At 42.7% G+C, this 14,475-nt stretch carries 14 protein-coding genes; 8 read left to right on the forward strand and 6 right to left on the reverse strand.

The window, feature by feature from the left end:
• The first annotated feature begins 8 nt into the window (after positions 1 to 8).
• On the forward strand, positions 9 to 524 hold the full coding sequence (locus tag BUB08_RS10535; protein ID WP_073001484.1) for a TlpA family protein disulfide reductase: 516 nt from the start codon (positions 9 to 11) through the stop codon (positions 522 to 524).
• Positions 525 to 576: 52 nt separating this feature from the next.
• Here the strand turns inward: BUB08_RS10535 and BUB08_RS10540 are convergent, their stop codons facing one another.
• A complete protein-coding gene (locus BUB08_RS10540; protein WP_073001486.1) occupies positions 577 to 2,634 on the reverse strand; it encodes an acetate--CoA ligase family protein in 2,058 nt (685 codons plus the stop codon).
• Between the two features lie 113 nt (positions 2,635 to 2,747).
• Between BUB08_RS10540 and BUB08_RS10545 the strand changes: the two genes are divergently transcribed.
• From BUB08_RS10545 to BUB08_RS10555, 3 genes are all read left to right on the forward strand, one after another.
• On the forward strand, positions 2,748 to 3,560 hold the full coding sequence (locus BUB08_RS10545; protein WP_073001488.1) for a hypothetical protein: 813 nt from the start codon (positions 2,748 to 2,750) through the stop codon (positions 3,558 to 3,560).
• Positions 3,561 to 3,673: 113 nt separating this feature from the next.
• The gene (locus BUB08_RS10550; protein ID WP_073001490.1) at positions 3,674 to 4,204 is read left to right on the forward strand and encodes a UpxY family transcription antiterminator; all 531 of its coding nucleotides are present in this window, start codon (positions 3,674 to 3,676) and stop codon (positions 4,202 to 4,204) included.
• A 67-nt stretch (positions 4,205 to 4,271) separates the two neighbouring features.
• On the forward strand, positions 4,272 to 4,889 hold the full coding sequence (locus tag BUB08_RS10555; protein ID WP_073001492.1) for a porin family protein: 618 nt from the start codon (positions 4,272 to 4,274) through the stop codon (positions 4,887 to 4,889).
• An 84-nt stretch (positions 4,890 to 4,973) separates the two neighbouring features.
• On the opposite strand, the gene BUB08_RS10560 is transcribed toward BUB08_RS10555, so the two are convergent.
• From BUB08_RS10560 to BUB08_RS10570, 3 genes are all read right to left on the reverse strand, one after another.
• Positions 4,974 to 6,284 (reverse strand): DUF3472 domain-containing protein, encoded by a 1,311-nt coding sequence (locus tag BUB08_RS10560; RefSeq protein WP_083570699.1) that lies wholly within the window; start codon positions 6,282 to 6,284, stop codon positions 4,974 to 4,976.
• 5 nt (positions 6,285 to 6,289) lie between these two features.
• On the reverse strand, positions 6,290 to 7,477 hold the full coding sequence (locus BUB08_RS10565) for a glycosyltransferase family 2 protein (protein WP_073001495.1): 1,188 nt from the start codon (positions 7,475 to 7,477) through the stop codon (positions 6,290 to 6,292).
• Positions 7,478 to 7,558: 81 nt separating this feature from the next.
• Complete coding sequence (locus tag BUB08_RS10570; protein ID WP_073001497.1) at positions 7,559 to 8,161, reverse strand: OmpH/Skp family outer membrane protein; 603 nt, start codon at positions 8,159 to 8,161, stop codon at positions 7,559 to 7,561.
• A gap of 423 nt (positions 8,162 to 8,584) precedes the next feature.
• On the opposite strand from BUB08_RS10570, the gene BUB08_RS10580 reads away from it, so the two are divergent.
• Positions 8,585 to 9,496 (forward strand): proline dehydrogenase family protein, encoded by a 912-nt coding sequence (locus BUB08_RS10580; protein WP_073001500.1) that lies wholly within the window; start codon positions 8,585 to 8,587, stop codon positions 9,494 to 9,496.
• Positions 9,497 to 9,555: 59 nt separating this feature from the next.
• Here BUB08_RS10580 and BUB08_RS10585 read toward each other — a convergent pair whose 3' ends face one another.
• Entirely contained in the window at positions 9,556 to 10,128 is a 573-nt protein-coding gene (locus BUB08_RS10585) for a nitroreductase family protein (protein WP_073001501.1), read from the reverse strand.
• Positions 10,129 to 10,396: 268 nt separating this feature from the next.
• Between BUB08_RS10585 and BUB08_RS10590 the strand changes: the two genes are divergently transcribed.
• Complete coding sequence (locus BUB08_RS10590) at positions 10,397 to 11,392, forward strand: GntR family transcriptional regulator (protein WP_073001503.1); 996 nt, start codon at positions 10,397 to 10,399, stop codon at positions 11,390 to 11,392.
• Here BUB08_RS10590 and BUB08_RS20520 read toward each other — a convergent pair.
• Complete coding sequence (locus BUB08_RS20520; RefSeq protein WP_217651593.1) at positions 11,370 to 11,537, reverse strand: hypothetical protein; 168 nt, start codon at positions 11,535 to 11,537, stop codon at positions 11,370 to 11,372. The genes BUB08_RS10590 and BUB08_RS20520 overlap by 23 nt on opposite strands.
• A gap of 15 nt (positions 11,538 to 11,552) precedes the next feature.
• On the opposite strand from BUB08_RS20520, the gene BUB08_RS10595 reads away from it, so the two are divergent.
• Both BUB08_RS10595 and xylA read left to right on the forward strand, forming a co-directional pair.
• On the forward strand, positions 11,553 to 13,037 hold the full coding sequence (locus BUB08_RS10595; protein ID WP_073001506.1) for a xylulokinase: 1,485 nt from the start codon (positions 11,553 to 11,555) through the stop codon (positions 13,035 to 13,037).
• Positions 13,038 to 13,061: 24 nt separating this feature from the next.
• On the forward strand, positions 13,062 to 14,387 hold the full coding sequence (gene xylA / locus BUB08_RS10600) for a xylose isomerase (RefSeq protein WP_073001509.1): 1,326 nt from the start codon (positions 13,062 to 13,064) through the stop codon (positions 14,385 to 14,387).
• Positions 14,388 to 14,475: the final 88 nt, after the last annotated feature.

The following is a 14,475-nucleotide window of genomic DNA, read 5'->3' on the forward strand; positions in this document are numbered from 1 at the left end:
ATTCAATAATGAAAACAAAATTTCCACTTCTCATTTTTTCGGTACTGTTCGGAACGGCTCAGCTTTTTGCACAAGATCAGTTCACGTTGGCAAAAGAAGGCCAGATGGCACCTGATTTTACTTATGAAACCAGCGATGGCACCCGGCACAAACTGTCTGAACTGAAAGGCAAAGTAGTATGGATTACTTTTTTTGCCACGTGGTGCGGCCCGTGCCGGAAAGAACTTCCTCACCTGCAAAAAGATGTTTACGAAAAATTCGGAACCCGTGATGATTTTGAGTTACTGGTTTTCGGGCGCGAACACAGCAAAGAAGAACTTGCCAAGTTTAAGGCAGACAAAAACTTTAACCTGCCGTTTTACCCCGATGCAAAACGCAAAATTTTCGACCAGTTTGCCAGGCAAAATATCCCGCGCAATTTTATTATTGACAAGGAAGGAAAAATTGCCATTTCATCGGTGGGCTTTAACGAAGACAAATTCCGCCAACACATCCAAAAAATGGAAGCGCTGCTGACAAAATAGACGAAGAATTATTCAGTAAGTAAGTCCCGGGTAGTTACAAATTGCCCGGGATTTATTTTTTGATACGAATCCGGGCATCCACCGCAAGAATTTCTTTTTCATTCCCCAACAGCGGATTAATATCAAGCTCCTTAATTTCGGTTGCATGCCGCAGCAAACTCGACAATCGCACAATTATTTCCTCGAACAACGAAATGTTTACTCCCTCCTGTTTGCGGTAACCTTTCAATAATTTATATGATCTGAGTTGACGAAGCATCGATTGCGCTTCGTTTATTGAGAGCGGCGCCAGTCCCGAGGCCACATCTTTTAACACCTCTACATAAATACCTCCCATGCCGCAAAGTACCACATGCCCGAAATTCTGCTCATAGGTTGCTCCCAAAAACAGTTCAATTCCCGAAGCCATTTGTGCAATCAGCACGCCTTGCACTCCTTCTATCCGGTTCAAATGATGAAACTCTTTTTGTACCTGCGCTACATTTCGAACGTTTAAAACCACACCTCCCACATCGGTTTTATGCACAGGGCCGACAACTTTCATCACCACCGGAAAGCCAATTTTCGTGGCTGCCAGCACAGCTTCGGTTTCAGTTTTGGCCACAATTTCCTGCACCCTGGGAATACCGGCCGCATCAAATAGCTGATGAATGATTTCGGGCGACTGGTATCCGTCTTCTGCATTTTCTACGATTTTACGAATTGCATCCACATCAATTCCTTCCAAAAACAGTTCAGACGGAGCAGGCGGTGGCGTATGTATTACTTTGGTTAAAGCCTTTCCGAGAAGCACTTCGTCGGGAAAATTCACATTTCCGTGCGACAAAAAATAGGCAACATCTTCTTTTACATTAATAATAGAAGGCAAAATGGGATAAACCGGTTTTTTACAGCTTTTCATTTTTTGGTCGAGCACTTCGTACACATCCCGGATAGGAAAAAGCCCGGGGCTGCCAAAAATCACGGCCATACCGTCAACATCGAAATCATTTTCGCAGGCATCTACAATTTCGCCAAGCTGTTCAGCAGTTCCGGTTGCCAGAAAATCGATGGGATTTTCAACTGAAGAGCCCGGGAAAAGCTTCTCTTTTAACGTTTGTCTAGCCGGCGAATCCGGAATTTGTGGAATTTTCAAACCACCATTTTCCAACGCGTCGGTCAACATCACACCAGGGCCGCCGGCGTGCGTAATAATTGCCAGTTTTTTCCCTTTCAACTCTTTACACATAAACACACAGGCCACGGTAGTCAGCTCTTCCCGTCCGTAACAACGCACAATTCCAGCTTTACGAAAAAGCGCTTCCACCGCCGCATCGGAACTGGTAAGCGCTCCGGTATGAGACGAAGCAGCCCTGCTCCCGGCAGTTGAACTTCCGGCTTTAATCGCAGCAATTCTACATCCTTTGCGAATAAGCGAAGAGGCGTGAAAAAGCAATTTATCCGGGTTGTCGATATTTTCAATGTACAGCAATTTTACTCTGGGGCTCACTCCCGGAACATAAGTTTCGTCGAGATAAGCCAGCACATCTTCCACTCCGTTTTGAGCGCTGTTACCCACCGAGAAAACATTTGCAAACCGCAGTCCTTTTGGAATACCCGATTCCATAATAAAAACGGCAGTAGCGCCGGAACCGGATATAAAATCGCATCCGTCGGAAGTAAGCGGAGGAATTGGCGTGGTAAAAACGCTGGCATGCGAAGGAGTCATAACGCCAATGCAATTGGGGCCAATTAAACAGGCATCGTTACGATCAACCAAATCCACAATTTGCCGTTCAAGCTTCTTCCCTTCTTCGCCAGCTTCGCCAAAACCGGCAGACACAATAATAAATGCCTTGGTATCATTTTGCTCAACGAGCGTTTTAACAATATTAAAACAAAGCCGCGCCGGAATGGCCAACACCGCCAAATCTACCGATGGCAACTCTTCTGCTGATGCAAACGAAGGAATGCCCTGCACTTTGGTTTCGTGAGGATTCACTGCATAAATTTCCCCCTGAAACCCGTTTCCAACCAGATTCTTAATAATTTTCCCTCCCGGTTTCATGGTATTGTTCGATGCGCCAACAACAGCAATACTCTTCGGCGTTAACAGCTTCTCGTTTATCATGCCTTATTTTTTGTGCATAAAAGTAACCATTTTGAACGCATCTATCCCTGACTTTTTTCAATGAAGGTTTTCCTTTCTTTACACGAAATATCTACTTTTAACAAATTTCTGACATGGACGAAAAGAAAGAACAGAAGATTATCGTTTTCACAACCCTTTCCGAAAAAGATAAAAACCTCATTTTAAACGGAGTGAAGTTGGCTTCTGTTTTTAAGAAAGAGCTTTGCCTGGTTTATCGACTAAATAAAAAGGAGGCAAAAAAAAGCGAAATGGCGAAGAAAAAATTAAATGAATATTTGGTGCCGCTAAACCGGGAAATCCCGGGGTTAAAAACCTCTTTGCTGCTGCTTACCGAACCACTAAAATATGTACCCGACACGCTGGCCGACGAACACGAAGCCATTCTGTTTGTTGCCGACTCAGGCCTGTTTAAAACATATTCGAAAGCGGTAACCGAAAGCCCGGTGCCCTTTATTTTTGTATATCCCGAAGCGCCGTTGTCGTCGTTTAAAAACATTGTTTTGCCGGTTGATATTCGAAAAGAAAACAGTGACAGCTCGCTTTGGTGCTCGTGGTTCGGACGTTTTAACCGGTCTGAAATAATTGCAATTGCTGCAAACGACAGGCTGAAAGAATCAAAAAAACAAATCGGGAAAAATATACTGCTTACAAAAAAACTGTTTCTGAAATTTAACATCAACCACAAAATTTTTAAAGGGCAAAAATCCAGCTTGCAAAACAGTTTTGAAGCCCTCGATTTTGCCTTGTCCAACAATGCAGACATGCTTGTAATACTAGGCAGCTCTGTAATTACACCACTCGACTGGTTGCTGGGTCTTCCCGAAAAAAAAATAATAAAAAAAGCAGGCAGTCTTCCGGTTTTATTGGTTAATCCGAGGCGCGATAATTACATTTTATGCGATTGAAGCAACACCTGAAGCTCAACTCGTAAAGTCTCGTTTTCGTTTAAATAATTGAAAATGAATTTATACATTTGACACCTCATAAATATTATCCCTTACCGGTGAATTTATAAACGATGAACAACCCTGTAAACCAAAAAGAATGGCATGTTGTCTATACCCGGTCGCGCGCTGAAAAAAAGGTATTTACAAACCTGACTCAAAAAAATATTGAGTGCTTTTTGCCGCTGCAAAAAAAACTGCGCCAGTGGAAAGACCGCAAGAAATGGGTGGAAATGCCGCTTATTTCGAGCTACTGTTTTGTACACATCAACCGAAAAGAAAACGACAAAGTACTGCAAACCGACAATGTTGTTTGCTTCATTACATTTGAAGGGAAGCCGGCAAAAATACCCCAGTGCCAGATAGACGTACTAAGACGAATCACCGCCCAAAACGATTTCCAGGTGGAAGTTTCCCGCGAATCGTTTCAGCCCGGCAAAAAGGTCGAAATACTCTGCGGTCCGCTCATTGGTGTTCAGGGCGAACTGGTGAGCGTGCGCGGGAAAGACCGGTTTATTATTCGTGTTGAACAAATTGAAACTGCCTTTTGTGTTGAGGTTCCCGCAGAACAATTGACTGTTGCTCTGGAAACAGTATGTAGATAGACGAAATATAATAAGGGGCAGAAGCCCCCAAAACAAAAATCATAGTAAACCACAATAAAAAAAACACATGAAAAAGTTTTTCAGTTTTATTATTCTGACATTCATAATTCATCAATGCTTTTCGCAGAGTATTAAATATGGAATTGGAGTGGGATTAAACTATACTAATCTCTCCAGCAACCGATCGATTATAGACCAATTTAATTACAAACCCGGGTTTCAGATCAATTCAATTATTGAATATGGATTTAGCGAAAAATTAGGGGTAAGAATAGAACCCGGATTAGCGGACAGAGGTGCCTCTGAAAGTTACAACAGCACACCAGATTCAAAAATAAATATCAATTATGCTACGGTTCCGATTCTTCTAAATTATTCACCATTTAGTAAATTTTCGATACTTATCGGTCCCGAAAGCTCAATTAGGCTCACAAAAAAATTTATTCATGACGACAACCCCGAATCTATCAGAGCTGTTATTGACAGGAAGTTTGACTTAGGCGCTAATCTTGGACTATCTTATAATCTACTTAATAATCTGGACATTAGTTTTAGATACAACAGAGGATTTATCTCTGTACTTAACAACGATTTAAAGTTTTACAATGAATATGGGATGGAAATAAAGAACACAAAACTTCACAATCAGGGGTTTTCAATTTTCTTGTCATATATGATAAAATAAAAAGGTGTATTAAAAGCACATTCTGATTCAAGCTAATACAGACAACACCCCATATTCATATTTGCGATAAAAGAAAAGCTAAAATCAGGGCAAATCTTCCAAATTAATTTGCGGCGGAGTTTCTGTTTTTTCCCGTTCAAAAAAAGAATCGAAGGGTGTTCTGTCACTGAAAAAGCCACAGTTCTTCAGAAAGAACTTACTGTTCTCAGCTCCTCCGGCATAATCGAGCCGCGAGTCTTTGCGGGCAGTGGCGTCAGCAGTAAACTTCACTTTGGTCAACTCAGTCCACTCGCCGGATGTGTTGCAAACCCACTGGTTTGAATAATAAGCCATTCGTGTCTGGTCGCCCGTATCAGTCAAAAAGTTTTCAAGAAAAGAGTGCAAACGTGTTAGCCGCGTGTTTGTTTTTGGGCGCCTGAAACTCGCAACCAACTTCCATTCACCTTCTTCGGGAGCGAAAAACCACCCTGTAAAATCGGTTGAATTATTGCCGGAAGGTTCGCCTTTCAGTAAAAACCGGTAATTGGTTCCGGCTTTCCAATTGTACCGCAGATAACTTTGCCCGCCGGAACCTTCATTTCCAAATTCTCCGGCATGTACGCCGTCTCCTTTTTTCAGAAGCACAATTCGGTCTTCTTCGGGAATATCGTTGGGGTTATCGGTTTGAAAAGGGCTCCACACAGAGAACAACACCCTGCGCTCGGTGGACGAATTTACCTGCATCCCAAAATATCCTTGTCCAAAACCGTTGGCCATGTAATACGAACCGATCGCATCTTTCCCGTCGGGAACCACTATTTCCGAATAAAAAAACTGCACATCTCCGGCAGATTCGGGCACGTGGTAATTCAGGTGAACTGACGGCCCGCGGTGCCCCCAGTAAAAATCATCTTTTACAAAATAGACTTTCCCGACAACAGCCTCACCACCAATCAAAACAGTTTCAATATCTGCAAAAACGTCTCCCTGCTTTTCCAGCCCTTCAAATTCGATCCAATGGTAGCCTGGTTCTTCTATTTCAAAAACGCCGACATCAACAGTTTCAGCAGCGGTGTTTTCTACAAGAACTTCTTTGGATTGGTTGCCACAAGTAACTTTTAGCAGAGAATTACCGGTTTTTGTTTTGCCGTTAATACCCACATTCAGACTACCGGTTTGCTCAACCCGGAAATACGTTCTGATTTTTACCGATTTTTCACTCCAGTTTACAATTCCGGTCTGTTGAATTACCTGCTGATTTTTAGCTGCATTCTCCACAACCCAGCTATTCCCGTATGCAGAAATTGAGTCAGTAAATTCGAGCTTTCCGGCTATTTCGTCGGTCTTATACTGGCAGGCTCCGGTTAATGCAATCAACAGCACTAATAAAATAAAATAAGTTTGTTTGGGTTTCATAATGTCTATTTTTTAAAATTTTTAGTGAGCAATAAATATTGTGTTTCGAGATCTGCTTTCTGATAAAATTCTCCGTGCGAAAAATTGAGATACTTCAATATTTTGAACGCATTAAACTTTTGAAAAAACCTTTTTCTGAAAGTCGAAATTTCCGAGCAATTGGCATTCAAATCAGAAACATCGGCAAAAAAATCATCGTCAGTAATAAACGCATTTACAGCATCCGGCAATTCTTTTTTGAATGTACCAAACTCCTTTTCTGAAATTCTAAAAAGTCGATCTTTTCGGTCAAAAAACAGTTTCAAATCGGCAAACGCTTCAAAGTTATAAGTTTTGGTAAGATCTTCCTGACCACTCATCCATTTCTGCAAAACCGGACCTGTTCCGAAAGGCACCCGGTCTGACAACCGCGCAGACGGATGAACAGTTGTTCCGGCAATTTCACCCACCCGGCCAAATTGCGCGAGGTTTTGCAGGAAGTAAAAATCTTCGCCTGCCTGCCTCCGGTTCATTCCTCCGCGTTTCACGTAAGCCCCGGCAGTTACGGCAAAAGCCGACCCCACCGTAAACATGGGCCATGGATAACCCGTAAACTCCAAAGCCATTTTGTAATAGGCCATGTATTTTTCGTAAAAAAGAATCCCCTCCAGGTGTCTGTTTTCAACCCCTTCGGTTTGATGAGAAAAAGCAATGGTAGCTCCTACATGCAAAGGATTCTCGCTAAAAAACCTTTCTATTTCTGTCAGGTAGTTTTGCTCCACCAGCGTATCTGCGTCAAGCGAAACAATAATTCCACCAGACCGGTCCGACAAATTAAAACGGCGTATTGCCTCATCCATCCCCTTTTTCCGCGCCAGGCCGGCACCTGCCCATTTCTTTCGCAACTCTACCGGGCCAACCGCAAAAAACATCAACCCTTTTTTCTGATGGCCGGAAATCCAACGGTCAAGCTCCTGTTTGGTATTTCTGTTTTGAATTTTAGTCTCTTCTGACGCCACTTCCGAATGGTTAATCAGAATAATAACTTCGGTACTGCTTTCCGGCAAATCGCAAGAATACAGCGCGTTCAATGTCTGCAAAACGTCCGGCTCCCTGTAACAGGGAATAACAACCGAAATACCCAGATTTTCATCCGGCGCTTCAGTAATCAAAACCGGCACTGCACCTTTTGTCAGGTATTTATCGGCAAACATGGATTTCCCTTTTTTAATGAGCGCTATACAAACAAAAAATCCGGAGTTTCCCCCGGATCATATATCGTTAAAAACGACGAATTATTTTGCAGAACTCTGCGTGTAGCGTTCGTTTAACGCTTTCAACACTTCGCCGGTTATATTATGAGCTTCGTCTCCAACCAGAATTTCAGCACCGTTAAAAATGTAATCGTACTTTTTATCTTTGTTGTATTCCTGCAGGTAGTTCAGCAAACTGTCCAGAATTTGTTTATTGTTTGCAGACTGTACTTCGGCAAGTTTCCCTGACAATTCCTGGTCAAGCTTCATAATTTCCTGTTCTTTGCCCACCAATCTGTCACGTTCCTGTATTGCACGCTGTTCTGTTAGGAATCCACCACGTTGCAACTTTTCCTGAAATGCTGCGGCTTCGCGTTCAAACGTTTGACGCTTTGTTCCAAACTCACTGTTATAAGCTTCCTGTTTTTTAGAAAACTCATCGTGCAGATCCTGTGCCATTTCATAGTTCAGAATTACTGAATCTGCTTTTACATAAGCAATTTTAAACGAACTTCCAACGCCGGCAACAGCTTCTTTTTCAGTCGACTTTTCCCCCGGTTCGTTGTTTTGTGTAAAATGCAAAACATACAAAATTGCAACAGCTATTAAAGCTACAACAGAAACAATTGATGATGATCCTTTCATTTTATTATAAAAATTTAATTTGGTCTTCAAGTGGGCAAAGATAATTCTTTCAACATAAAGGAAAAGGGTAAAATATCACTTTTTTCGTACTACCCGATTTATAATTTTTAAAGACGAAAAAACAAACCCGCACAATCCTGTTCATTTCCCCGGAGAATTGCCAAATGCTGCCGCGGAATCTTTATTTCCTTTACACAAACCCGGCAAAATCCGCCTGCAACGCCAAAAACCAAAGCATAAACAAATCGGCGCTTACTCTTTTAATTTCAAACGAGGGCGGCCTCATAATTTTTAAAATCATTCTTTTTCAAAAAAAGCTGCACAAAATCATAAGTTACCACTGATAAACATCATAGTAAAAAGCTCGGACCGGATTTACTTTTACAAAAAGAATAAGTAAACATCTGAAACCGGAAAATTAAAATGTTGAACAGACTCATTGCAGATATGCTGCCGTTTATGCCCAAAAAGTTGGTTTGGGTTTTTTCGAGGCGATACATTGCCGGCGAAACCATCGAAGAAGGATTGCTGGCATCGAAACTGTTAAACCAGCAAAACATTGAAGTAACCATTGATTTGCTTGGCGAGTTTATTGAAACACTCGAAGAAGCTGTCAGCAATAAAGATCAGTACATCAATATTATTGAAAAATTTACTGCCGAAAAAGTAACCGGGAGTTTTTCGTTAAAACCCACCATGTTTGGGTTATTGATTGACGAAGATGCATGCTACCGGTATATTCGCGAAGTGGTTTCTTTTGCGGTGCAGAAGAACTGTTTTGTGCGCATCGACATGGAAGACTCGCAGTGCGTGGATTCAGAAATCAAGCTTTTCAAAAAACTGCAGGACGAATTTCCCAAAAATGTAGGACTGGTAGTTCAGGCTTATCTGCGACGTACTCTTTCCGATTTAATGGATTTAAAAGAAGTGAATACCGACGAAGCGCCACTGAATTTCAGGCTGTGCAAAGGTATTTATATTGAACCGGAAAAGGTTGCATACAAAAGGCACGACCAAATACGGGAGCATTTTCTGGAAGATCTGGAATTTATGTTCAAAAATAAAATGTATGTGGGAATTGCCACGCACGACCAATACCTGGTGGAAAATGCGTATCGGCTTATTGAACAATACCAGGTGCCCGAAAGCATGTTCGAATTTCAGATGCTTTACGGAGTAACGCCCGAATTGAGGCAATCGATTATTGACCGCGGCCATAAAATGCGGGTTTATGTTCCGTTCGGGGAGCAATGGTTCAACTACTCTACCCGGCGATTAAAAGAAAACCCAAAAATGGCGTCGCACATCATAAAAGCACTTTTCATAAGGGGTTAATTTTAAGGTTAGACAAAAAAGGGGATTGCCACGATGGTTTCTGCAATCCCCTTGTTTTTTTAAATCGACTTAAAAATCAATTCGCTCAGCGGACGTTTGGGCACATGGTGAACCTCATTTTCGTCGCGCCAATATTCTATTTTTCCTGTTTCTGCATCTTCTAAAACCACGGTTTCAGACGGCTTCCCAAGCGCTATAACATAAAGGATGTCGAGATTTTCGGGCAGCTGCAGCACTTTAGCCACTTTGCCTTTATTTACCGAGCCGATAATACAACCGCCAAAACCGTCTTCTACGGCGCCCAGCAAAATACTCTGGAGAGCAATGCCGTCATCGCAGTAGTAATTTTCGGCCAACGATTTATCCAGCAACACAGCAACGTATGCCACCGGCTGCTCATTTTCAGCAGGGCCTCTCCAGCTTTTCAGGTAACCGGCCCACCCCAAAAAAGGAAAAATTTTCCGGGTTACGTTTTCGTCGGTGCAAATCACATACTTTAACGGCTGCATGTTTCTGCCACTTGCCGAAAAACGGGCAAGCTCAATCCATTTTTCTATTTGGGAATTTTCAATTTTAACCGAGTTATCAAACCTCCGGTAACTCCGGTTTTTCATTATCAGATCACGTATCATTTGTCGTGGCTTTTTATTTTGCGAAAGTTAGAAATTGATTTTCTATTCCGGAAAATATCTGCTAATTTTAAGCAACAAAAAAGGATAAGGAACAAGTTACAACAATAAGAAGTAATGCTGACCAAACTTAACCACTCTGAAACGTAACTTTTCCCTTATCCTTTTCTATTAACGCAACATTGCTGCCGCTATTGTTTTTCACAATCATTTTAATTTTTAGTTTTGTAGAACAGAACAGAACAGCAACTGTTCTGCCAATCGATTAATTATGACCGACATAAAATTTACTATTGACGACAATTCAAACGCGTTAAAATTTCAGCAACTGGTTGATGCCATTTTAGATGCAATCAGCCGGGATCAACTGAAAGCAGGAGAAATGTTGCCGTCTGTAAATCAAATAATGAAAGAGTCGAACCTTTCGCGCGACACGGTTTTTAAAGCTTATGCCGAACTAAAAAAGAGAGGAATTGTGGAGTCGGTCCCCAACCGCGGCTACTTTGTAACGAAAAAAATCACTAAAGTTTTCCTTTTTCTCGACACGTTTAAGGCGTACAAAGAGGTTCTCTACGGTTCATTTTTGAAACATCTGCCCAAAAACATCGGTGTTGATTTGCATTTTCACCATTACAACATCAACATGTTTGAGAAGATTGTACTGGAAAGCCTGGGCAAATACAGCAAATATGTAATTATGAGTTTCGACCATGTAAAAATCCCGGAAATCCTTCAAAAAATACCGGCAGATCAGTTGCTAATTATCGACTGGAAAATTCATTCAAAAGAAAATCAGTCTGTGGTATACCAGGATTTTGGCAAACCCGTTTACAACTGCCTCAAATCTAACCTCGAAAAAATCAGGCAATACAACGAATTTATTTTCTACTATCCGGAATTTACTTACCATTCGAAAGATTCTATCGTTTATTTCAGAAAGTTTTGCGAAGATTTCAGCATAAAACATTCGGTTATTTTTGAAGAAGACCAGTTTCGAATAAAAAAAGGAGCGCTCTACTTTCTGGTAAGCGACCGCACGCTTGCGGGGTTGCTGGATCAGTGTGCCGAAAAAGGGTACGAACCCGGACGGGAAGTGGGTGTAATTTCTTACAACGAAACGCCCATGAAAAAATACGTTAAAAACGGAATCTCCGTAATTTCAACCGACTTTGAACTGATGGGACAAAAAGCGGCCGAATTTGTAACCACCGGAAGTTTTATAAATTTTGAAGTTCCCACTACCCTCAAACTACGCTCATCATTATAACAAAATACCAGGCTTTGGTTGTGCAGAATCCTGCCGCCGACGACAACATGTTGTAAAACATTTTCAGGTGCTTTGAAACATCGAAATTTGCTCTTACTTTTGAGAGCATACCAGAACAGAACAGTTCGATTTTTATTGGTTTCATAAAATATTAAATATCATGCACCTACTTGGATTCGACATTGGAAGTTCATCTGTAAAAGTTTCATTGATTAACGGAGAAACCGGCAACTGTCTCGCTTCTTCGTTTCATCCCAAACAGGAGATGCAGATAACAGCGCATCGTGCCGGATGGGCAGAACAGGAGCCTGAATTGTGGTGGAAAAACCTGAAGCTGGCGTTAAAAGATGTTCTGACAGAATCGGAAGTAAAACCTGAAAGCATTGAATCCATTGGCATTTCGTACCAGATGCACGGATTGGTAATGGTAGACAAAAACCTCGAAGTTATTCGTCCGTCTATTATTTGGTGCGACAGCCGGGCTGCCGAAATTGGCACCAAAGCTTTCGACGCGCTGGGACACGAGCACTGCCTTTCCAGCCTGCTCAATTCGCCCGGGAATTTTACCGCATCGAAACTAAAATGGGTTAAAGAAAACGAGCCTGCTCTTTTTGATAAAGTATATAAAATAATGCTTCCGGGAGATTACATTGCCATGAAACTGACCGGCGAACCACAAACAACGGTTAGCGGCCTTTCGGAAGGAATTATGTGGGATTTTCAGAAAAACAGCCTTGCTGAAATGCTGTTTGAGAACTACGGTTTCTCGCCGGACATTGTGCCTGAAATCGTTCCCACTTTTGCTGTGCAGGGACAAATACGGCCGCAGGTAGCTGCTGAACTCGGGCTTTCCACTCGCACCAAAGTAAGTTACCGCGCCGGCGATCAGCCCAATAACGCACTCTCTTTAAACGTTCTCAATCCGGGAGAAATTGCAGCGACGGCCGGCACTTCGGGAGTAGTTTACGGGGTAAGCGACGAAATAAAATACGATCCGCAATCGCGTGTAAATACATTTGCGCACGTAAACTATTCTGCCGAAAATCCCAGGCTGGGGGTACTGCTTTGCATTAACGGAACCGGCATTCTGAATGCCTGGATGAAGCGGATGGTTGGCGAAAATATTTCCTACGACCAGATGAACCAACTGGCAGCAAGCGCACCAATCGGCTCAAAGGGAATTACCATCCTGCCGTTTGGCAATGGAGCAGAGCGCGTGCTAAACAACCGGAATGTCGGTTCAACAATGAGCGGAATCGCCTTCAATATTCACCAAAAAGAACACCTGCTGAGGGCTGCACAGGAAGGCATCGTATTTTCGTTTAAATACGGGATGGATATTATGAAGAATACCGGAATTGACGCGAAAATAATCAGAGCAGGAAAAGCCAACATGTTCCTCAGTCCGCTATTCCGCGAAACACTGGCCGGAATTACCGGAGCAACCATCGAGTTGTACAACACCGACGGTTCGATAGGAGCAGCGCGTGGTGCAGGAATCGGTTCGGGATACTACGCATCGGCTAAAGAAGCCTTTGCCAACCTCATCAAACTGGAAACAGTAGAGCCCGATGTTTCGAAACAACAAGACTACCTGCATGCCTACAACAACTGGAAAAAGGAGCTAAAAAAAGCGATTGAATAATCTATAACTCAAAAATAAATTAAAATGGAAGTATTAATTGGAAACAAAGAGTATTTCAAAGGCCTTGGTCAGGTAAAATACGAAGGCCCTGATTCAAGAAGCCCGCTGGCTTTTAAATGGTACGACGAAAACAAAGTGGTTGCCGGAAAAACAATGAAAGAACACCTGCGTTTTGCTGCAGCCTACTGGCACACGTTCTGTGGAACAGGCGAAGACCCGTTTGGCCCCGGAACCCAGATTTTCCCGTGGGACGGCGCAACCGATAAAATGGATGCTGCCAAAGAACGCATGGATGCCGCGTTTGAATTCATTACAAAAATGAACATTCCGTACTACTGTTTTCACGACACTGACGTAGCCGGCGACGGTTCGGTGTTTGAAATTGAACAACGCCTGGGGAAAATGGTAGAAATAGCCAAACAAAAGCAGGAAGCCTCCGGGGTAAAACTGCTTTGGGGTACCGCAAATGTTTTTTCCAATCCGCGTTACATGAACGGCGCTGCCACCAATCCTGATTTCAATGTGATTACCAACATGGCAGTACAAATAAAAAATGCCATTGATGCTACCATTGCGCTGGGTGGTTCCAACTACGTTTTTTGGGGTGGCCGCGAAGGCTACATGACCCTGCACAACACCGACACCAAACGTGAAATCGAACACCTGGCCCGTCTTCTTTCAATGGCGCGCGACTACGCCCGCAAACAGGGTTTCAAAGGAACATTTCTGATTGAACCCAAGCCGATGGAGCCGACAAAGCACCAGTACGATTACGATGCACAAACAGTTATCGGATTTCTTCGCCATTTTGGGCTGGATAAAGATTTCAAACTGAATATTGAAGTGAACCATGCCACACTGGCCGGGCATACTTTTGCCCACGACCTGCGCATGGCTGCCGATGCCGGATTACTGGGATCAATCGATGCCAACAAAGGCGACTACCAAAACGGATGGGACACCGACGAATTTCCTACCAACATTTACGAAGTAACCGAAGCCATGCTGGAAATTCTGCAGGCCGGAGGCTTCACAAACGGAGGCATTAACTTCGATGCAAAAACACGCAGAAACTCTACCGACCTGGAAGACATTTTTATTGCCCACGTTTCGGGAATGGACATTTTTGCCAAGGCGTTGCTGGTTGCAGACAAAATCCTGAGCGAATCGGATTACCTAAAAATGCGTAAAAACCGTTATGCATCGTTCGACGGTGGCAAAGGCGCCGATTTCGAAACAGGAAAACTTTCTCTGGAAGATTTGCGCGAAATTGCCAAAGAAACTGGAGAACCAAAACAAATCAGCGGGAAGCAGGAACTTCTGGAACAGCTGATAAACTGGTACATTTAAAAACAATTTGCACTTAACTTCATTTTTCAAATAAAGCCCGGTCTCGAAAAAGTGAGGCCGGGATATTTTTCACTTCCCTTTCTCATCC

The sequence above is a fragment of the Mariniphaga anaerophila genome (assembly GCF_900129025.1).
Lineage (GTDB): Bacteria > Bacteroidota > Bacteroidia > Bacteroidales > Prolixibacteraceae > Mariniphaga > Mariniphaga anaerophila.